The sequence below is a fragment of the Stenotrophomonas forensis genome, from assembly GCF_028752115.1.
Classification (GTDB): Bacteria; Pseudomonadota; Gammaproteobacteria; order Xanthomonadales; family Xanthomonadaceae; genus Stenotrophomonas; species Stenotrophomonas forensis.
The window spans coordinates 1,872,911-1,894,111 of sequence record NZ_CP082270.1; the positions used below are offsets into that span (position 1 = coordinate 1,872,911).

At 65.5% G+C, this 21,201-nt stretch carries 14 protein-coding genes and 1 tRNA gene; 12 read left to right on the top strand and 3 right to left on the bottom strand.

The window, feature by feature from the left end:
- Positions 1 to 17: 17 nt before the first annotated feature.
- From recA to K5L94_RS08990, 5 genes are all read left to right on the top strand, one after another.
- A complete protein-coding gene (gene recA, locus K5L94_RS08970; protein WP_053449352.1) occupies positions 18 to 1,055 on the top strand; it encodes a recombinase RecA in 1,038 nt (345 codons plus the stop codon).
- A 110-nt stretch (positions 1,056 to 1,165) separates the two neighbouring features.
- A complete protein-coding gene (gene recX / locus K5L94_RS08975; RefSeq protein ID WP_053449353.1) occupies positions 1,166 to 1,657 on the top strand; it encodes a recombination regulator RecX in 492 nt (163 codons plus the stop codon).
- A 109-nt stretch (positions 1,658 to 1,766) separates the two neighbouring features.
- Positions 1,767 to 4,415 (top strand): alanine--tRNA ligase, encoded by a 2,649-nt coding sequence (gene alaS, locus K5L94_RS08980; RefSeq protein ID WP_053449354.1) that lies wholly within the window; start codon positions 1,767 to 1,769, stop codon positions 4,413 to 4,415.
- A 147-nt stretch (positions 4,416 to 4,562) separates the two neighbouring features.
- The gene (gene csrA / locus K5L94_RS08985) at positions 4,563 to 4,766 is read left to right on the top strand and encodes a carbon storage regulator CsrA (RefSeq protein WP_006432031.1); all 204 of its coding nucleotides are present in this window, start codon (positions 4,563 to 4,565) and stop codon (positions 4,764 to 4,766) included.
- 78 nt (positions 4,767 to 4,844) lie between these two features.
- Positions 4,845 to 4,937: transfer RNA gene (locus K5L94_RS08990), tRNA-Ser, on the top strand.
- Positions 4,938 to 5,027: 90 nt separating this feature from the next.
- On the opposite strand, the gene K5L94_RS08995 is transcribed toward K5L94_RS08990, so the two are convergent.
- Together K5L94_RS08995 and K5L94_RS09000 are read right to left on the bottom strand one after the other, a co-directional pair.
- On the bottom strand, positions 5,028 to 5,567 hold the full coding sequence (locus K5L94_RS08995) for a DUF4189 domain-containing protein (protein ID WP_238581865.1): 540 nt from the start codon (positions 5,565 to 5,567) through the stop codon (positions 5,028 to 5,030).
- Positions 5,568 to 5,596: 29 nt separating this feature from the next.
- Positions 5,597 to 7,927 carry a TonB-dependent receptor gene (locus K5L94_RS09000; protein WP_274512463.1) on the bottom strand — a complete coding sequence of 777 codons (2,331 nt, stop codon included), beginning with the start codon at positions 7,925 to 7,927 and terminating at the stop codon, positions 5,597 to 5,599.
- 144 nt (positions 7,928 to 8,071) lie between these two features.
- Between K5L94_RS09000 and K5L94_RS09005 the strand changes: the two genes are divergently transcribed.
- The 3 genes from K5L94_RS09005 (at position 8,072) to K5L94_RS09015 (ending at position 11,890) form a co-directional block, all read left to right on the top strand.
- Positions 8,072 to 9,001: a helix-turn-helix transcriptional regulator gene (locus tag K5L94_RS09005; protein WP_274512464.1), complete on the top strand. Its 930-nt coding sequence runs from the start codon at positions 8,072 to 8,074 to the stop codon at positions 8,999 to 9,001.
- Between the two features lie 111 nt (positions 9,002 to 9,112).
- Positions 9,113 to 11,284, top strand: coding sequence for a TonB-dependent alcaligin siderophore receptor FauA (gene fauA / locus K5L94_RS09010; RefSeq protein ID WP_274512465.1), 2,172 nt, complete (start codon positions 9,113 to 9,115; stop codon positions 11,282 to 11,284).
- 123 nt (positions 11,285 to 11,407) lie between these two features.
- Complete coding sequence (locus K5L94_RS09015; RefSeq protein WP_008267606.1) at positions 11,408 to 11,890, top strand: hypothetical protein; 483 nt, start codon at positions 11,408 to 11,410, stop codon at positions 11,888 to 11,890.
- A gap of 56 nt (positions 11,891 to 11,946) precedes the next feature.
- Here K5L94_RS09015 and aceE read toward each other — a convergent pair whose 3' ends face one another.
- A complete protein-coding gene (aceE, locus tag K5L94_RS09020; RefSeq protein WP_274512466.1) occupies positions 11,947 to 14,622 on the bottom strand; it encodes a pyruvate dehydrogenase (acetyl-transferring), homodimeric type in 2,676 nt (891 codons plus the stop codon).
- Between the two features lie 274 nt (positions 14,623 to 14,896).
- On the opposite strand from aceE, the gene K5L94_RS09025 reads away from it, so the two are divergent.
- The 4 genes from K5L94_RS09025 to K5L94_RS09040 all read left to right on the top strand — a co-directional run bounded on the left by K5L94_RS09025 (position 14,897) and on the right by K5L94_RS09040 (position 21,113).
- Positions 14,897 to 15,412 (top strand): RNA polymerase sigma factor, encoded by a 516-nt coding sequence (locus tag K5L94_RS09025; protein ID WP_180879778.1) that lies wholly within the window; start codon positions 14,897 to 14,899, stop codon positions 15,410 to 15,412.
- Positions 15,409 to 16,434 (top strand): FecR family protein, encoded by a 1,026-nt coding sequence (locus tag K5L94_RS09030; protein ID WP_180879776.1) that lies wholly within the window; start codon positions 15,409 to 15,411, stop codon positions 16,432 to 16,434. The genes K5L94_RS09025 and K5L94_RS09030 overlap by 4 nt, the downstream gene beginning before the upstream one ends.
- A 139-nt stretch (positions 16,435 to 16,573) precedes the next feature.
- A complete protein-coding gene (locus K5L94_RS09035) occupies positions 16,574 to 19,507 on the top strand; it encodes a TonB-dependent receptor (RefSeq protein ID WP_274512467.1) in 2,934 nt (977 codons plus the stop codon).
- 10 nt (positions 19,508 to 19,517) lie between these two features.
- Positions 19,518 to 21,113 (top strand): alkaline phosphatase D family protein, encoded by a 1,596-nt coding sequence (locus K5L94_RS09040; protein WP_274512469.1) that lies wholly within the window; start codon positions 19,518 to 19,520, stop codon positions 21,111 to 21,113.
- Positions 21,114 to 21,201 lie beyond the last annotated feature (88 nt).

Sequence of the window (21,201 nt, forward strand, 5' to 3'; positions counted from 1 at the left end):
CTGCAAGGACCCAACCGATGGACGAGAACAAGAAGCGCGCCCTCGCTGCAGCTCTGGGCCAGATCGAGAAGCAGTTCGGCAAGGGCTCGGTGATGCGCATGGGCGACCGCGTGGTCGAGCCCGTCGAAGCCATCCCGACCGGCTCGCTGATGCTCGACATCGCACTGGGCATTGGCGGCCTGCCGAAGGGCCGTGTCGTTGAGATCTACGGGCCGGAATCCTCGGGCAAGACCACTCTGACCCTGCAGGCCATCGCCGAATGCCAGAAGCTGGGCGGCACGGCGGCCTTCATCGACGCCGAGCATGCACTGGACCCGATCTACGCCGGCAAGCTGGGCGTGAACGTGGATGACCTGCTGCTGTCGCAGCCGGATACCGGTGAGCAGGCGCTGGAAATCGCCGACATGCTGGTCCGTTCGGGCTCGGTGGACATCCTGGTGATCGACTCGGTCGCCGCGCTGACCCCGAAGGCCGAAATCGAAGGCGAGATGGGCGACCAGCTGCCGGGCCTGCAGGCCCGCCTGATGAGCCAGGCGCTGCGCAAGCTGACCGGCAACATCAAGCGCTCCAACACGCTGGTGATCTTCATCAACCAGCTGCGCATGAAGATCGGCGTGATGATGCCGGGCCAGAGCCCGGAAACCACCACCGGCGGCAACGCACTGAAGTTCTATGCCTCGGTCCGCCTGGACATCCGCCGCATCGGCGCGATCAAGAAGGGCGACGAGATCATCGGCAACCAGACCAAGATCAAGGTCGTCAAGAACAAGCTGGCACCGCCGTTCAAGCAGGTCATCACCGAGATCCTGTACGGCGAGGGCATCAGCCGCGAAGGCGAACTGATCGACATGGGCGTGGAGGCCAAGTTGGTCGAGAAGGCCGGCGCCTGGTACAGCTACGGTGAGGAACGCATCGGCCAGGGCAAGGACAACGCCCGCGGTTACCTGCGTGACAACCCGACCGTCGCCGCCAAGCTCGAAGCCGAGCTGCGCGAGAAGTTCCAGCCGACTGAAGCCGCCCGCGAGGAAGGCGACGACGACGGCGACGACGAGTAAGGCTTGCTGTGGGGCAGGGCGGCGCCGTCAGTGACGTCGCCCTGCCTCGCAGGTTCGAATCGCCCAGGGATGGGCAGGGCGCCACGGACGGCGCCACCCTTGGAGCACCGATGTCCGACTCCGACGATATTCCCACCGGCCGCAAGCGCCGGCCACGTGAGCAGACGCCCGTGCAACGCGCGCTGGGCCTGCTGGTCCGCCGTGAGCATTCGCGCAGGGAGCTGACCCGCAAGCTGACCGCCCGTGGCATCGAAGACGAAGCCGCGCAGGCTGCCGTGGCCAAGCTGACCGAGGCGGGCTGGCAGGACGACAGCCGTTTTGCCGAGAACCTGGTGCGGATGCGCGCCAACACCGGCTACGGGCCGATCCATGTCCGCGCCGAGCTGGGCACCCATGGGCTGGACAGTGCTGCGATTGCGGCGGCGATGGACAGCTATGAGGGCGACTGGCAGGAAAACGCCCGTGACCTGGTCCGCCGCCGCTTCGGCGAGGCTGGCCCGCAGGACCTGACGCAGCGGCGCAAGGCCGCCGATCTGTTGGCCAGACGTGGCTTTGACGGCGACAGCATCCGCCGCGCGACCCGCTACGACCCGGATGACTGAGACTGGCGGCGCCGGGCCTGATACCCTTTAGGTTTTCGGCGGTCCCTTGCGACCCTGGCCAATGTGGCCGGTGGTCCGGGTCCGCCGGCCCGCAGACTGCCAGCCCTCAATGAACGCATCCGCCAAATTCACGACCTCCCAGATCCGCAGCGATTTCCTTGAATTCTTCAAGGGCAAAGGCCACACCATCGTGCCGTCGGCGCCGCTGGTGCCGGGCAACGATCCGACCCTGCTGTTCACCAACTCCGGCATGGTGCAGTTCAAGGACGTGTTCCTTGGCGCGGAGAAGCGCAGCTACGTGCGCGCGGCCGACGTCCAGCGCTGCCTGCGGGCGGGCGGCAAGCACAACGACCTCGACCAGGTGGGTTACACCGCACGCCACCACACCTTCTTCGAAATGCTGGGCAACTGGTCGTTCGGCGACTACTTCAAGAAGGACGCGATTGCCTGGGCCTGGGAGCTGCTGACCCAGGTCTGGAAGCTGCCGGCCGAGCGCCTGCTGGTCACCGTCTACCAGACCGACGACGAGGCTTACGCGCTGTGGCGCGACATGGTCGGCATTCCGGAAGAGCGCATCGTGCGCATCGGTGACAACAAGGGCGCGCCGTTCGCCTCGGACAACTTCTGGCAGATGGCCGACACGGGTCCGTGTGGCCCGTGCACCGAGATCTTCTACGACCACGGCAACCATATCGCCGGCGGCCCCCCGGGCTCCCCGGATGAGGACGGCGACCGCTTCATCGAAATCTGGAACCTGGTGTTCATGCAGTTCGACCGCCAGCCCGACGGCACCCTGGTGCCGCTGCCGGCACCGTGCGTGGATACCGGCATGGGCCTGGAGCGCCTGGCGGCGATCCTGCAGCACGTGCATACCAACTATGAGATCGACCTGTTCCAGGCGCTGATCCGCAAGGCGTCGGAGCTGACCGGCACCGCCGACCTGGAGAACAAGTCGCTGCGCGTGATCGCCGATCACATCCGCGCCTGTTCGTTCCTGATCGTCGACGGCGTGCTGCCCTCCAATGAAGGCCGCGGCTACGTGCTGCGCCGTATCATCCGCCGCGCCCTGCGCCATGGCTGGATGCTGGGCGTGCGCCAGCCGTTCTTCAGCAAGCTGGTGCCGACCCTGGTCGAACAGATGGGCGAGGCCTATCCGGAACTGCCGGCGGCGGTGGACACCGTTACCCGTGCGCTGCAGGCCGAGGAAGAGCGTTTCGCTGAAACCCTCGACGCCGGCATGAAGATCTTCGAGGACGTGGCTGGCAAAGCCAGCAATGGCGTGATCCCGGGCGTTGACGCCTTCCGCCTGTACGACACCTACGGTTTCCCGCTCGACCTGACCCAGGACATCGCCCGCGAGCGTGACCTGACCGTCGACATCGCCGGCTTCGATGCCGCGATGGAGCAGCAGCGCGAGACCGCGCGTGCGGCCGGCAAGTTCGGCGGCGGCGTGACCCTGCCGGCGGAGCTGGTAGCCACCCTCAGCCCGACCGCGTTCCTGGGCTATGACCGCCTGCAGGCCGATGGCCTGACCGTGCTGGCGCTGCTCAAGGACGGTCGTCCGGTGCAGTCGGCCGATGCCGGTGATGCGGTCATCGTCATCACCAACCAGACTCCGTTCTACGCCGAATCCGGCGGCCAGGTCGGCGACACCGGCGTGCTGACCGGCAACGGCGTGCGCCTGGCGGTGGAAGACACCCAGAAGTTCGCTGGCCAGTTCCATGGCCACGTCGGCACGCTGTCCGAAGGTGGCCTGAAGGTTGGCGACGTGCTGTCCGGCCAGGTTGACGGCGAGCGTCGCGGCGCCACCATCCTCAACCACTCGGCGACCCACCTGCTGCACGCCGCCCTGCGCGAAGTGCTGGGCACCCATGTGCAGCAGAAGGGCTCGCTGGTCGCGCCGGACCGCCTGCGTTTCGACTTCTCGCACTTCCAGCCGATCAGCGCTGATGAGCTGGCGGTGATCGAGCGCAAGGTCAACCAGCAGGTGCGCGCCAACAATGCCGCCGAAGTGCACACCATGGCCATGCAGGAGGCGCTGGACTTCGGCGCGATGGCCCTGTTCGGCGAGAAGTACGGTGAGCACGTGCGCGTGCTGAAGATGGGTGACTATTCCACCGAGCTGTGTGGTGGTACCCACGTCAACCGTACCGGCGATATCGGCCTGTTCAAGATCACCTCCGAGGGCGGTGTCTCCGCCGGCGTGCGCCGCATCGAGGCGGTCACCGGCCAGGGCGCCCTGGACTACGTGGACGCCGAAGAGGCACGCCTGGCTGAAGCCGCCGAGCTGCTCGGTGGCAGCGCCGGTGACGTGGTCGAGAAGATCCGCGCGCTCGGCCAGCGCCAGAAGCAGCTGGAGCGCGAGCTGGAAGCCGTGAAGGCCAAGGTCGCCGCCGGTGCCACCGCCGACCTGTCCGGCCAGGCCGTCGAGGTCGCCGGCGTGAAGGTGCTGGCCGCCCGCCTGGAAGGCTTCGACGCCAAGGCCCTGCGTGACGCCATGGACCGCCTGAAGCAGCAGCTGGGTGACGCGGTGATCGTGCTGGCCGGCGCCCAGGACGGCAAGGCGGCCCTGGTTGCGGGTGTGAACGGCAGCGCAATGGGCAAGGTCAAGGCCGGGGAACTGTTGTCCCATATCGCCGGTCAGATCGGGGGCAAGGGCGGCGGACGCCCGGACCTCGCCCAGGGTGGTGGCGAGGACGGGCCCGCCCTTGCCACTGCGCTGGCTGCAGTTGTCGAATGGGTCAGCCCCCGCCTGTGATGAACCCGGCCGTCCCCCTCCTTGTAGGAGCGGGACGGCTGACGGTACCATTGCGAATCTTTTCCCTTTGTCGTGGTAGCGCTTCTTGACGGAGCGTCAAGCCGGTGGGGGATACCCTTCCACACGGTTCCATGGAGACTTGCAAAAATGTTGATCCTGACTCGCCGCGTCGGCGAAACCCTGATGATCGGTGACTCGGTGAGCGTCACCGTGCTTGGCGTCAAGGGTAACCAGGTGCGTATCGGCATCACCGCGCCGAAGGACGTCGCTGTGCATCGCGAAGAGATCTATCAGCGCATCCAGCGCGGTGACGAAGCCGGTGGCGCCGGTAGCGAAAATTCTGCCGAATAACGCTTTACCTTCGCACTCGATTAACGTTATGATTCACGCCCCGCTGAGGTGCAACGCACCAGACGCGGTGAATACCCCGGAGTGATGCCCGAGTGGCCGAAGGGGCTCCCCTGCTAAGGGAGTATAGGGTCAAAAGCTCTATCGAGGGTTCGAATCCCTCTCACTCCGCCAGATACAAAGAAGCGCCTGCAGATCCTCGATCTGCAGGCGTTTTTCTTTGTCCGGTGTTCGAAGGTGCAGCCTGCGCGGGGCTGCCTGTCCTTAGTGATCGCTACGGATGGCAGGTACTGCAGCAGGCGTCGTTGCAGGTGCCGGAGCGGCGGCAGCAGGACGCTGTGGCGGCTCGAGATCACGCGGTGGGGTTTCGCGCCACAACAAGGCAAGCGTGCAGTCGTTGGCGCGCTCCCTGCACATTCTTTCGGCCTTGCGCTGCGCGGCGTCCGCAGTCTTCTCACCCAGTGCAAAGCCCAACGCAACCGTGCCCGTCGCGATGGCCGAATAGCCTTCGCTGGTCGTGCTGGCAGACTGGCCACAATTGCGCGATTGCAGCGCGCAGTAGTGCAGCGACTGCTGCATCGCGGTGGTAAGGGAATGCTGGTTCATCGAGTAGCCGTAGCGGCCATCCTTGTCGTAGGTGATCGCAGATGCGGCACCTGCCCCCGAGGTGATGGTCAACAACACCCCAAGGGAAATCGCTTGCTTCCAGTTCATGGCCATCTCCTTTTCGACGGATGGTGGATCAACCCGGGTTCGCGACGCAACCCGGCGCGTCGCCGTGCCGGGTGCCTGCAGGTAATCCACCCGCAGGCCGCTTCTCCTTCCGCCCGGGCTCAGAGCCTGACCGTCACACCCACCTGGAAGCCACGCCCCGGCAGCGGGGCGATGTACTTCAACGGCGAGTTGTGCGGGCGCGCTTCCTCGTTGAGCAGATTGCTGCCGTTGACGAACACTTCCATGCCGGCGATGTAGCTGTTGCGCACCGGCAGTTCGCGGCTGACCTGCAGGTCGACCAGGTTGAACGCGTCCAGCGGAATTTCCTCGCTGACATTGCGGCCGAGGTACTTCTGCTTGCCGTAGTAGGTACTGGACAGCTGCGCCTTCCAGCCCTGGCGCTGCCACTGCAGGTTGGCGCCGTAGCGGTTGGTCGGCATGTTCGGCAGGTACTCGCCATCATTGTGGGCGCGCAGCGCGTCCGGGTGGTCGGCCTTGTTCTTCCCCAGGTCGGCAAAGGCCGAGATGTTCAACGTGCCATAGCGGCCGAGATCCAGCGCCTGTGAAGCGTCGATCTCGAAGCCCTTCACCGTGGTGTCGGTCTGCTTCCAGTACTTCAGCGGCAGGCGGTTGGCGGTCTGCAGGCCCGAGTAGCCAAGGTAGAGGTAGTTCTCGTACTTCATCCGGTACGCGGTGGCCGACAGCTCGAAGCCGCCGAGGTGGAACAGGCCGGTCAGCTCCAGGTTCTTTGCACGCTCCGGCTCCAGGTTCTGGTTGCCTTCCTCCTGGGTCATCACCGAATAGTGCGCGTTGCTGGCATACAGCTCGTTGATCTCCGGTGCGCGCTGCGAGGACGAGTAGCGCACCTTGGCGGCAAACAAGGGGCCGAGCTCGACGTACGAGCCGAGGCTGTAGCTGTTGAGCCGGTAGTCGCGGTCCTGCAGTTTCGTGTTGGCAGCATTGCGCGCGGTCTTGAAGCGGCTGGGCTGCAGCGTGTGGTCGACACGCTCATGGCGGACGCCGGCATCGAAGGTGGCCCAGCCGAAGTCCAGCGTCTCTTTCAGGAACACTGCATTGCTGCGGGTATCGACATCGGGCAGGTAGCGCAGCGAGCCGCTGCCGGTGACATCACGCGACTGGTGGCTGAGGCCGAGCATGCCGCTGAGCGGGCCGACGCGCTGGTGGCTGAGCAGCAGCTCGGCCTGGATGCTTTCGAAGTCGTAGTCGTTGGCCTTGGACGCGCCGAGTCGTTCGCCCGAGGTGTTGTCCAGCTTGGAGACACGCAGTTCGGCACGCTCGAAGTAGGGCAGCGGATCGCGCAGCAGTGCTTCCAGCGCGTAGCGCTGCTGCTTGATCACCACGCCCACCGGTAGGCCATCGGCGTAGTTCGAGCCGAATGACAGGTTCTGCATCGAGAAGCCGGGCACGCCGTATTCGCTGTCCTTGGCATCGATGCTGACACCGACGTAGCCGCGGTCGAAGAACAGGGTCGAGCCGGCGGCCACCTGCGAATTGCGTGAGTAGCTGTTGCCCAACCGGTGGTGATAGTCGGGGGTCACGTCATTGTTGATCTGCTTCTGCACATACGAGGGCGTGCCGGGCACATAGGCCGGGTTGACCGGGTTGATGTAGGTGCGGCGCTGCCAGACCGAGGTCGGGTTGTTGGTATAGAAGGAGAAGTCACCGTCGGCCCAGTCCGGGTTCTCGGTCATGAACTGGTCGATATAGGGCTGCGAGGCCTTGTTGTAGATCTGCTGGACGCGCGCTTCCTTCTGGCAGCTGTCGGCCAGCGCCGAGTTGACGCCGCCGGTGGCGGGGAACAGGCGGGTGTTGCAGACGCTGGCCTTGCTGTTGCCGGGGATGTCGTAGTGGGAAATGCGCTGGCGCGAGACCTGCAGGTTGGTGGAGATGTTGCGCTGGTTGTTGAAGTTCATGCGGAAGCCCTGCGCATCGGCGGCGTTGAAGCCCTTGCGCAGGACCAGTTCCATCGACTGGTCCTTGTCTTCCATGCTGCGCGAGATCAGGCCCGAGTCGATCTCCACACTGCCGCCGATCGCATTGCCGCCATAGCGCACCGTGTCGGAGGACTTGTTGACGGTGACACTGCGCACGAACAGTGGATCGAAGGGAATGTTGATGTCACCGCTGATCGCATTCATGCCAAGGATGGACTGGCCATCCTGCAGGATCTGAACCCGGTTGCCGCTGAGACTGCGGATGACCGGGGCGCCCGCGTTCGGTCCGAACGCACTGTTCTGCACGCCGGAGACATGCTCGAGCAGGCCGCCGAGGGTGCGGTTCTGCGCCTGTGGATTGTCGACGGTGACCCGGCTGTCGATGCGCGAGGGCTTCGAGGCCTCGACCTGAAGCGTGGGAAGGGTGGGTTCGTCCGCGGCGTGGGCGGTGTGGACGGCGAACAGAATGGCGGCAGCAAGCAGATGGCGACGCATGACACGCTCCGTGAAAATAGTGTGAAATGTTATAACGTAACTATTTGTATCGACAAGGGGCGAATGGGCCTTGCCAGCCGGACTGGAGATGAGAGTGGTTCTCATATGAGAATGGCCGACGTCCGCTCCTCCGTCGGTGACTCCATGCATGCCCTCACCCTTGCCGACCTGGACCGCCTGGGCCGCCGCAGCGGCTTCCGCTATCGACTGCCGGAACCGGCCGCCACCACCGCGGAGCCGTACGTGGTCGAGGGCAGGGTGGAGCAGCGCTGCCTGCGCCCGGGCTTGACCCTGGCGCTGTCGGACGTGGTTGCGCACCAGGCCTTCGAGGCGATCTCGGAAGTGCCGCCGGCGTTCTCGGCCATCGTGATGCTGGAAGGCTGCGCCGGTGCTCGCCTGTCAGGGCAGGCGCAGATCGGAATGCGCCCGGGCGCGGGCGCGAGGATACTGGCCGATGCGGCGCCCATGACCGCGATCCACCCCGCGGGGCAGCGCATGCGCAGCCTGAATGTCTCGCTGGACGCATCGGCGCCGCTGGATGACCCGGTGATCAACGAACTGCTGTCCGCGCACCGCTCCGACGGCCGGCCGTTGCACAGCTGGCAGGTACCCGCGCATCTGGGGCACGCGGCCGACCAGCTGCTGTCGGGTGTCTGGGACGGCGCGATGCATGCGCTGCTGTGCGAGGGCGTGGGCCTGCAGATGCTGGCACTGTCCCTGGGCGCGCCTGCTCGCAATGCCGCGTTGGAGCTGCGCGTGTCCGCGCGCGATCGCCGCATGCTGCAGCGGGTGATCGATTGCCTGCAGGCAGCGCCGGCCGCCGATCACAGCCTGGACGATCTGGCGCGCGTGGCCTGCATGAGCCCCAGCAGCCTGCGCCTGAAGTTCCTGCAGGTGTATCGATGCTCGGTGTTTGCCTGGCTGCGCGAACATCGGTTGCAGCGGGCCTGCGAGCAGCTCCGGCAGGGCTGCAGCGTGCAGCAGGCCGCACATTTCGCCGGCTACCGGCATGCCACCAATTTCGCGACCGCGTTCCGTGCACGCTATGGCATCGCACCGAGCCGGTTCCGCTGACGTTCGATCATCGCCGGCAGCGCGCAAACACCTGCTGCGTCCGCGCATACGTGCGCTCACGTTCAAATGACAATAATTCTCATCCAGCCTTTCCTTCCCGCTGGACCTTCCATGCCTGCCTGTTTCCGCCCGTGTGCCCTGGCAACCGCCATCGGCACGACCCTGGCGCTGTTCAACGCTGCCCATGCCGCCGAACGCGAACCTGCCGCCACGGCCTCGCAACTGCCCACCGTGCAGGTCACCGCCGATCTCGACGGCAGCACCGAATCGTCGCGCTCCTACACCACCAATTCCATGGGTACGGCGACCGGCCTGTCGCTGACCTCGCGGCAGACACCGCAGTCGGTCAGCGTCGTCACCCACCAGCAGATCGAGGACCGCGCGCTGCTGAGTACGGCCGATGCGCTGGCCATCGCGCCAGGCATCTCGGTCACGCGCAGCGATGCCAACCGCTACTCGTTCTCGGCGCGGGGTTTCGAGATCGACAACTACCAGTTCGATGGCGTGGTGATGCCGGTGCTGTCGCCGTGGAATTTCGGCGAGAACAACCTGGACATGGTGGTGTATGACCGCATCGAGATCGTGCGCGGTGCCAACGGCCTGATGACCGGCGCCGGCAATCCCTCGGCGGCGGTGAACTATGTGCGCAAGCGCCCGCTGCGCGAGTTCGCTGCCAGTGGTGGCGTCAGCCTCGGCAGCTGGGACGCACGGCGGGCGTGGGCGGATGTGTCCAGCCCGTTGAGCAGGGAAGGCCGCGTACGCGGTCGCCTGGTGGCAGCCAAAGCAGAGGCCGATAGCTACACCGCCGGCCTGGACGGCACCGCGGAGACGCTCTACGGCGTGGTCAGCGTGGATCTGGGCGAGGACACCGGGTTGATCGCCGGCATCTCCTACCAGGGCAATGACAACCGTGGCTTTGGCAGTGGCTTCGCGCTGTTCAACGCCGATGGCACGCGCACCGCCTTCGATCGCTCGGTATCGGCCACGGCCCCGTGGGCACGGATGAGCACCGAGACCCGCAACGGCTTCTTCGATTTCAACCACCGCTTCGGTAACGACTGGCAGGCGCGGGTGTCCTACAGCCGTTCACATACCGACATGGAGATGAAGCACCTCTATCGCGGCGGCTATCCCGATCCGGTCACCGGCGCCATGCCCAATGGCAACAGCTTCACCCGCTACGATGGACCGGTGCGGCGCGAGGCAGTCAGTGCCAGCCTGTCGGGTCCGTTCCAGCTGTTCGGTCGCCAGCACACGGCGTCGATCGGCTGGTCGCGGTCGCGCGACGAGATCGCGCTGGGGCAGTACCGCGCGCTGGCGCCGCTGCCGCCGTTGGCCAGCTATCTGGACTGGCACGGGCCGGGCACGCCGGAACCGGTGTGGGCCAGCAGCAAGACCCAGGCCGATGATCTGGACAACCATCAGAGCGGCGCCTATGCGGTGGCGCGGCTGTCGCTGGCTGACCCGCTGCATGCGATCGTCGGTGCTCGCCTGAGCAACTGGGAGACCGACCAGGTGTACTTCGGAGCCAAGCGCAAGTACCGCTACCGCAACGAGTTCGTGCCGTATGCCGGCTTGGTCTGGGACCTCAACGGGTACAGCAGCGTCTACGCCAGCTACACCGGCATCTTCAAGCCGCAGAACAATCGCGATGCATCCGGGCAGATCCTCGACCCGGTCAGCGGCCGCAGCTATGAGCTGGGCCTCAAGGGCAGCTGGCTGCAGGAGCGCTTGAATGCTTCAGCCGCGCTGTTCCGTACCCGGCAGGACAACCTGGCCGAAGCGACCGGCGGGCTGGTCGAGGGCAGTACGCAGGCCGCGTACCGCGCAGTGAAGGGTGCAACGGTGGATGGACTGGAACTGGAACTGGCCGGTGAGCCATTGCCGGGCTGGAGCCTGGGCACCAGCTTCACCACGTTCATCGCGCAGGACGCGCAGGGCAGGGCCATCAATACCGCCAAGCCACGCAGCCTGTTCAAGCTGTTCACTACGTGGCGCCTGCCCGGTACCTGGGACCGGCTGACCCTTGGCGGTGGCGTGGACTGGCAGAACCGCATGTACCAGACCGCCACGGCACCCGGAAACCGCCGGGTGCCGGTAGAGCAGCCCGGCTATGCGCTGGTCAACCTGATGGCGCGCTACCAGTTCAGTTCCAACCTGTCCGCGGCGGTCAACATCAACAACCTGTTCGACCGCCACTACTACTCGCAGATCGGCTTCTACAACCAGGGCTGGTACGGCGCGCCGCGAAACGTGATGTTCACCGTGAAGGTCGGCTATTGAGGCGCGACGTTGCCCTGTGTTCAGCGCTTCGGCTTGTACCCGGCACGGGTGACGGGCACGATCCGAAGCGCTGCGCCCCACAATGTCCTACGCAGAACCTTCTTCACTCGAACGGAGCATCGTATGAAGCTGTTGTCCGCTGTGTTGTTGTCCGCGCTGTCACTGCCGGCCGCGTCGGCGCTGGCGATGGAGGCCTCACCCTCACCGCTGCTGGGGCGCTGGTCGCTGGATATCGCCACCTCGGCGCTACCCGAAGCGCAGCGCCCGAAGCAGGTGGTGCTGGAGTTCAAGGACGCCGGCAGCGGCCGTTGGAGCTCGCATGTGGATATCGTCCTGCATGACGGCAAGACCATGAAGTCCGATGGCACGCTGGCCCTGGATGGCACGCCGGGCGCCTTGTCCGGCACCTATGGCGCGGACAAGGCCAACCTGAAGCTGCCGGCGCCGAACACGCTGGTGATGCAGCTGGTGGACCATGGCACGCCCGCCTCGACCCGCATCTACACGGTAGCCGATGACCGCGCGACGATGACCGAGACCAAGGCGTTCTACGGCCATGACGGTACCCCGATCCTGCAGACCAACCTGTTCAAGCGGCTGCCCTAGCGGCACTGCGCGCGCCGCGCCTGCGGGGAAGATCCGCAGGCGTTGCGCCTGCCGCCCTAGACCGCGGCCGGATCTGGCTTGCCGGTGTCGATGCCGTATCGGTCGATGGCCTCCTGCAGCCGCGAGCGCTCGATGCGGCCCTCTTCGGCCAGCGCCTTCAGGGCCGCCAGCACGATGAAGTGGCGATCCACTTCGAAGAACGTGCGCAGCGATTCACGCGTGTCGGAGCGGCCGAAGCCGTCGGTGCCCAATGCAGTGAAACGGCGGTCATTGATGAAGGGACGGATCTGGTCGCCGACGATCTTCATGTAGTCGGTGGCCACCACCAGCGGCCCTGCGTGGCCTTGCAGGCACTGCTGCACGTAAGGCACACGGAGTTCCGCGGCCGGATGCAGCAGGTTCCAGCGTTCGGCAGCCAGGCCATCGCGGCGCAGTTCGGTCAGGCTGGTCGCGCTCCAGACGTCGCTGGCGATACCGAAGTCCTGTTGCAGCAACTCGGCCGCCGCCTCCACTTCGCGCAGGATCGAACCACTGCCCATCAGCTGCACGCGCAGCTGCGAGGTCCCTCGTTCGGAGGGCGCGGGGTGCAGCAGGTACAGTCCCTTCAGGATGCCGGCCTCGGCGCCCTCGGGAAGGGCTGGATGCGGGTAGTTCTCGTTGAGTACGGTGATGTAGTAGTAGATGTCTTCCTGGTCGACATACATGCGGCGCAGGCCGTCGTGGATGATCACCGCCAGTTCGTAGTTGAAGGTCGGGTCGTAGGACACGCAACTGGGAATCACCGACGACAGCACGTGGCTGTGGCCATCGTCGTGCTGCAGGCCTTCGCCCATCAGCGTGGTGCGGCCGGAGGTGGCGCCCAGCAGGAAACCGCGCGTACGCGCATCGGCCGCGGCCCATGCCAGGTCGCCGACGCGCTGCAGCCCGAACATCGAATAGAAGATGTAGAACGGAATCGTGGCCAGGCCATGGTTGCTGTAGGCAGTGCCGGCGGCGATCCACGAACAGATCGCACCGGATTCGTTGATGCCTTCCTGCAGAATCTGCCCGTCCCTGGCTTCCTTGTAGTAGCTCAACTGGCCGGCGTCCTGCGGGGTGTACAGCTGGCCGAGGTACGAATGGATGCCGATCTGGCGGAACAGGCCCTCCATGCCGAAGGTGCGTGATTCATCGGGCACGATCGGAATCACCAGCCTGCCCAGTTCTGGGTCCTTCAGCAGGCTGGTGAGGATGCGCACGAAGCCCATCGTGGTGGACTGGCCACGATCGCCGCTGCCCTGCAGCTGGCTGTTGAAGATCGACAACGGTGGCAGCGGCAGCGGATCGACCCGGGCCAGGCGCGCCGGCAGCTGCCCGCCCAGGACGCGGCGACGCTCGGCAAAGTAGATCGCTTCGGCGCTGCCCGGTTCCGGGCGCAGGTAGGGCATCTCCTCCAGTTGTTCGTCGCTGACCGGCAGATTGAAGCGGTCGCGGAAAGCACGCACCGCGTCGGCGCTCATCTTCTTCAGCTGGTGGTTGATGTTCTGGCCTTCGCCGGCTTCACCCATGCCAAAGCCCTTGACCGTCTTGGCCAGGATCACGGTGGGCCGGCCGCTGGTGTTCACTGCCTGCTGGTAGGCGGCGTACACCTTCTGCGGATCGTGGCCGCCCCGTGCGAGCGCCCAGATGTCGTCGTCGCTCATGTGCGAGACCAGGTCCAGCAGTTCGGGATAGCGGCCGAAGAAGTGCTCGCGCACATACGCGCCGTTCTGCGACTTGAAGGTCTGGTAGTCGCCATCCACGCATTCCATCATGCGCTGGCGCAGCAGGCCGCTATGGTCGCGGGCCAGCAGGTCGTCCCAGCCACTGCCCCAGATCAGCTTGATCACGTTCCAGCCGGCCGCGCGGAAGGTGCCTTCCAGCTCCTGGATGACCTTGCCGTTGCCGCGTACCGGACCGTCCAGGCGCTGCAGGTTGCAGTTGACCACGAACACGAGGTTGTCCAGCCGCTCGCGGCCGGCCAGCGAAATCGCCGCCTGTGATTCGGGCTGGTCCATCTCGCCGTCACCGAGGAAGGCCCACACCTTGCGACCCTGGTGTTCCTTCAGGCCGCGGTACTCGAGGTAGCGCATGTAGCGTGCCTGGTAGGCGGCGGTGAGCGGGCCCAGCCCCATCGACACGGTGGGGAACTGCCAGAACTCCGGCATCAGGCGCGGGTGCGGATACGAGGACAGTCCTTCGCGCCCGGCTTCGCGGCGGAAGTTGTCCATCCGCTGCGGATCGATGCGGCCTTCCACATAGGCACGTCCATAGATGCCCGGCGCGGAATGGCCTTGGATGTAGATCATGTCGCCGTCGAAGGCGTCGGTACGGCCACGGAAGAAATGGTCGAAGCCCACGTCGTACAGCACGGCGGCCGACTGGTAGGTGGCGATGTGGCCACCGACGTTGGAATGCCTGCCGGCACGCAGCACCATCACCATCGCGTTCCAGCGGATCATCGCGTTCAAGCGGCGCTCGATGGCCAGGTCGCCCGGATAGGCAGGTTGGCGCTCGGGCGGAATGGTGTTGACGTAGGCGGTCCAGGCGCGGGTGTGCAGGTCGCCGTGCTGCTGGGCATCGAGCTCGCTGAGCTGGTCGATCAGGTATTGCGCGCGTGGCCGGCCACCGGCCTGCATCACCGCTTCCAGCGATTCACGCCACTCCCGGGTTTCCAGCGGATCGGTATCGAAGGGGATGGGGGCTTGGTTCATGGCGGTCTCCAGAGGGCGCCGACCGGCCGCCTGCCGGGGCGACAACACCGGCAGGGCGCACAGCACTGGAGCGGGGTTGCCACGGCGGGGCCGGGACGCGAAGGGCGACCGTCGCGGTCACCGGGAACGCAAGCGTAGGCCGGGCCTGCTGGCTTCGATAGGCGGGCCCGGCTTGGGTCTCTGGCAAGCAGGCGTTGGCATGCCGCTGCAATACCGCTGTCACCGAGGGCCGTCACCCTGCTGGGTTTTCCAGCCTCGGGGTGGTTGGTCGGCCGTGAACAGCGTGAGGATCTGGGAAAAGAGCTACGAACTGCGGCGCAGGCTGCTGCGTGGCTTCTTCCTGCGTCGCGGCTCGGCCAACGAGGATGCCGAGGATCTCGCCCAGGAGGTGTACCTGCGGCTGCTGCGGACGACCGGCGAGGATGCGGCGGCGATCGAGAACCCGGAAGCCTACCTGTTCACCGTGGCGGCCAATCTGGCGCGCGAGCACGCACGCTCGCGTTCCACGTTGCCGCCGCTGGAAGACGTCGACCTGCTGGCTGAAGTGCTGAAGAGTGAAGAAGACATCGAAGGTGAGTTCGAGCGCGCGCAGCGCTGGAACGATATCCGCAGCGCCATCGTACAGTTGCCGACGACCACGCGGCGGGTGATGGAGCTGCACTACCGCGACGGGCTGGACTGCCCGGCAATCAGCCAGCAGCTTCAGGTGTCGGTGCACATGGTGCGCAAGCATATCGGCAAGGGGCTGGAGGCCTGCAGGAAGGCGCTGGGCGCCAGGGAGCGCACATGAACCGGCATCCATCCGACGTGGCCGACGATGGCATTTCCCGCGAGGCCATGGACTGGTTCCTGTGCAATCGCGAGGGGACGTTGAGCGAGGCCGAGCGCGCTGCCTTCCTGGAATGGATGAAGCGTTCGCCCGAGCACGTGCGCGCCTACATGCGGGCGCTCGCGCTGTACCGTCAGGTCGACGAGGCACTGCAATCGCCGCTGCCCGAGGAAGTGCTGGCGCCGCCACTGAAGGCCGCCTCGGCGAAGGTGGTGCCGCTGTTTGGCAGCGTGCCGGAGCCGCTGCGCAGTGTGCCCAGGCGCCACCGCGCGCGCTGGCTGGGCCTGGCCGTCGCAGCGTGCGCTGCCCTGCTGGGCGTTGGCCTGCTTCCGTTGCTGATGCCTGCCGAGCAGATGTACAGCGCCGACCACGGTGAACTGCTAGACCTGGTCCTGGCCGACCAGACCCAGGTGCAGCTCAACGCGGACAGCCGCCTGCGCGTGCGGATGGGCTGGTTCAGCCGCAAGGTGGAACTCCTGCAGGGCGAGGCCACATTCGACATCGCCCACGACCGGCGGCCGTTCAAGGTGCAGGTGAACGGCCTGGAGATCCGTGACATCGGCACGGTGTTCGATGTGTCGCGGCGGCTGCAGGGTACGCGCATCGGCGTGGTCTCCGGCGAGGTCGAGGTCTGGAGCCAGGGAGCAGGTGCCCGCCGCCTTGCGCAGCTGGACGGAGGGCGCGTGGTGCAGGTCGACACGCGCAGCCATGCCGTCGAATCGTTGGACATGCCATTGTCGATGCTGCTGGACTGGCAGCAGCGCAAGGTATCGTTCCTGGACGAGCGGCTGGACGAGGTGGCTGCGGCCTTCAACCGCCACAACCAGGTGCAGGTGCGGGTGCTGGACGAAGGCGCCGCATCGGCGCGGTTGTCCGGCAGCCTGGATGCGCATCGCATCGGTGCGTTGCAGGTCTTCCTCGAACGCGATCCGCGCTTCGTCGTCCGTCGCGAAGGCGATACGGTGCGGGTCGGAAGTCGTTGAAGCCGGCTGGTCGCTCGCTGTCAGAAAAAATTCATCGAATCCGCGTTCTCCACTTCGGCGGACGCGGGCTCTTACTTGGGAGAAGCCGCTGTCGGATCACGCTGCGGCACCTGTTGTCTCTCTCTTCCAAGGACCCGTGATGCGGAACACGCTCTACCTATCGATCGTCCTCGCCCTGTCTCCCTGCAGCATGCCGGTGGCCCTCGCGGCCGGCGCCGATGGCCTCGAAGCGCCTGTATCGGCCCCGATCGCAGCGCAGCCGCTGTCGCGTGCGCTGGAACAGTTGTCGCGCAGTTCCGGTGTGCAGTTCCTGTACTCGGCGGGCGGTGATGCGCGCATGGCCGGCGCGGTGCCACGAGGGGCAACCGTCAGGCAGGCGCTGGACGCTCTGCTGGCCGGCACCGGCCTGGGCTATACCGTTGTCGATGGCAACGTCATCGCCATCGATCCTGCACCCGCGCGCACCGCGCCGAAGCCGGCCGCACCGAAGCCGCGCGAGGCCGAGGCCGTGGTGGCGCCAACGCTGGATACGGTGAAGGTGATCGCTGCGCACGAGGTGATCGACCAGAAGAAGACCTCGCCGGTGATCAAGGATTCGGTGGTCTACGACGAGATGGACAGCTACGGTGACGAGACCCTGGCCGAAAGCCTGATGGCCGCGCCGGGCCTGAGCGCGGTCGAGGATGCCGGTGAACCACGCTACGTGACCGTGCGTGGCGTGCAGGCCAACCTCAACTACACCACCATCGATGGCATCGCGATTGCCAGCGTGGGGGGCAGTGGCTCCGGCGAGCGCATGAACAACCTGCAGCTGATTCCCAGCGACATCGGCACCCGCACCGACATCTACAAGAGCTTCAGCGCAGAACAGGCGCCGGATGCGATTGGCGGCGTGATCGACATCATCAGCCGCAGCGCGTTTGATCGATACGGCAAGTACGTGTTCGCCGATGTGGCCGGTATCCATTCCACGGCCGAGACCCATGTCGAGCGCAGCGCCGGTGGCAACCATGAGACGCTGGGCCACTTCGGCAAGAGCGCCAAGATGGTGTTCTCCAACCAGTTCGGTGCGGACCAGGAATTCGGCATCGTTGCGGTGGCCCGCTACGAGCAGCGTTCGCGCAACAGCGTCAAGCGCTGGGTGGAGTCGAACTACTACTACAACGATGCCGGCAAGTACCTTACCGACGGCACCACCGGGCCGGACGAGGCCAAGGGCTGGAACGGGCTGCGTGCACCCGGCAACTTCAGTACCGGTACCTACACCAACTTCATCACCAATTTCGGTGGCTCGGCCAAGCTGGAATGGAAGCCGTCGGATGATCCGTTCTATGCATCATTGCTGTTGTACTCGTACCGGTTCTACGAGAACTCGACGATGAACAAGACCGATCTGTATGGCAATGCCAAGTTTCCGATCCGCAACCAGACCGAAGACAGCGGCACCACCCAGATCAACAGCATCTACATCAAGAATCGCCACGACCGCTGGGACCGCAACAACCGTGGCGCCATCGCCAGCTTCAACTGGGATATCGGTGATCGCTCGCGGCTGACGCTGCGTGGCGGCCACACCGAGGAGACCTTCCACAACAGCCAGGTCTACTGGGGCGTGCGCGCCTACCCGAGCAACCTGTTCGTCGACTACGAGAACGACAGCCATGGCTTTCCCAACGCGGTGGGCGTCTCCGACTCCAGCCTGCTGACCAGTTCGGCGTTCAAGCTCAATCCGGCACAGGCCTATGTCTCGCCGCGCGATGCCAAGGAGACCATCGACAACCTGCGCGCCGACTTCAGCTACAACATCGATGCCGACGCGCGCGGTTTCGGCCTGGCTGCGGGTGCCGAATACCGTCACCTGAAGATCTGGCAGGACATCGATTTCGACTACTACAAGAGCAGCGCGACGTTGAACGACTACCTGTACCCGGGTTCGACCCTGCTGGGCAGCGTGCCGGGCTTCCCGCTGATCGACAACCGCAAGTGGAACGACGAACTTTTTCCGAAGCTGGGCAGCAACAACGCGGCGTATCCCAATGCCAACTTCACCAGCGACTACAAGTACGTGGAAGACATCGGCAACGCATATGTGTCTGCCCATTACGCCTGGGACCGCCTGCTGCTGATCGGCGGCCTGCGCTATGACCACACCACGTTCGATGCATTCAGTCCGTTCAGCAACGACGGCGGCACCACCTATACCTCGGCCTTCCGCACGACCGGCGGCGGCTACAACAACCTGCTGCCGTCGTTGAACGCCACATTCAAGCTGAGTGATGACCAGCGCCTGCGTTTCTCCGCCAGCCGTACCCTGGGCCGGCCGACGCCGAGCAATATCGCCCAGGCGACGAGCACCAGCTGTGGCGATGACGAGGAAGGCAGGGGCTTCTGCACCATCAAGCAGGGCAACGCCAACCTGCAGCCGCGCCGTTCCACCAACATCGACCTGGCGTGGGACCTGTACTTCAACGGCAACAACGGGCTTGTGTCGGTGGCGCTGTTCGACAAGGTGATCAAGGATGACATCTACACCCTGACCACCTTCGAGAACGTGGGTGATACCCGCTACCGGGTGACCCAGCCGATGAACACGGATGAGTCGAAGCTGCGTGGCATCGAGTTCGCGGTGGCCAACCGCAACCTGCAGCGGGGCCGCCACCGTTTCGACATGTACTTCAACGCGACCCGGCTGGAGGGCCAGACCAACTACCGCATCAGCGATGGCAGCGAGCGCCGCCTCGACCGTCTGCTGTACCAGCCGGACTGGTCGCTCAACGGTTCGGTGATCTGGCGCATGCCATGGAAGAGTGCGCAGCTGCGCCTGTCCGGTACCTACCGCAGCCGGATGCTGGTTGATTTCGGTGATACCGAATGGCTGGATTCATACTACGACCCCTACATGACCTTCAACATGGCCTTCAGCCACAAGGTCAGCAGGCACGTGACGCTGAAGTACGAAGCCAAGAACCTGTTCAATACCCAGCCCACCTACAGCACCGGTCCGAACGGGCGCTTCCGTACCGAGATCGACGACTACGGCCGCTTCTTCTACTTCCACATCATCTACAACTGAGGGCGCAGCCGTGGAGACGATCAATCGCAGGCGATTCCTGGCACTGGCCGGCCTGTCCGCAGCCGGTGCGTGGATGGGCACGGCACATGCACTGGTGGCGCAGGCCGATGCCACCGCGCTGAACCCGCGCAACCTGCTGGCCTCGCCGCACTTTGCCAGCACGCCGTTCACCCTGGGTGTGGCCTCGGGTGATCCCTCGGCCGACGGCATGGTGCTGTGGACGCGGCTGGCGACCGAACCGCTGGTGTTCGGCGGCGGCATGCCGACGCGGCCGATGGTGGTCGAGTGGCAGCTGGCCGCGGACGATGGCATGCGCAAGGTGGTGCGCCAGGGCTCGGCGATGGCCCATCCCGAGCTGGGCCACGCCGTGCACGTGGAGCTGGAAGGGCTAGCACCCGGTCGCCCCTACTGGTACCGCTTCACGGTGGGTGGCCACGCCAGCGCGGTGGGCTGCACCCGCACCTTGCCCGCGGTTACGGCCGCGGTGGACCGGGTGCGCTTTGCGGTGGCGGGGTGCCAGCACTACGAGGAAGGCCACTACACCGCATGGCGGCGGATCGCCGAGGAGCCGCTGGATTTCGTGTTCCACTACGGTGACTACATCTACGAGGGTGAAAGCCAGCCGGGCCTGCGCAGGATGAACGGCCAGCCATTCACCAACCTGCGCAATCATGTCGGGCCGCAGACCTATACGCTGGACGACTACCGCCGCCGCTACGCCCAGTACAAGAGCGATGCCGACCTGCAGGCCGCGCATGCGTCGGCACCCTGGTTCGTCACCTTCGATGACCACGAAGTGGACAACAACTGGGCCGGTGCCGAAGACCAGGACGATACGCCCAGCGAAGTCTTCCTGCTGCGCCGCGCACAGGCGTTCCAGGCCTACTACGAGAACATGCCGCTGCGGCGTTCGGCATTTCCGCGCGAGGGCCACATGCAGCTGTACCGGCGCGCGCGCTACGGCACGCTGATGGACCTGCACCTGCTCGACACCCGCCAGTACCGCAGCAAGCAGGTGAACATGGCGCTGCGCGAGGAGGTGGAATCGCCGAAGCGCAGCATCGTGGGGGCGAAGCAGGAGCGCTGGCTGTTCGACGGCCTGGCCGATGCCGCACCGCGCTGGCACACCATTGCCCACCAGGTGGCACTGGGCAATTACATGCGAGAGAAGGACGGGGTGGTGCAGTCGTCCGACGACCAGTGGTCGGGCTATCTGGACAGCCGCCGGCGCCTGCTCGAGCACATCCAGAAGGTCGGCTTCGGCAACGTGGTCACTGCCTGTGGCGACGCGCATCGCCACTACGCCAGTGACCTTGTGCAGGACCATCGCGATTCGGGCGTGGTCTCCAGCGAATTCCTCGCCACCTCGATCACCTCCGGTGCCGATGGCCAGGGCGTGGATGCCTACGCCGAAAACCAGCTGCGGCACAGCCCGCACCTGAAGGCGACCACCGACAAGCGTGGCTATGTGCTGTGCGATGTCACCCGCCACGCATGGATCGGTGACATGAAGACGCTGGATTCGGTGATGCAGCCCAACGGCACCGTGCAGAGCTGGAGGCGCTACGCGGTGGAGCACGGCCGGCCGGGGTTGCAGGAGGCCTGACCGGGCCAGTCCATTGTAGAGTCGAGCCATGCTCGACTGCTTTTCCCGGTAGATGATCGAAAAGCAGTCGAGCATGGCTCGACTCTAC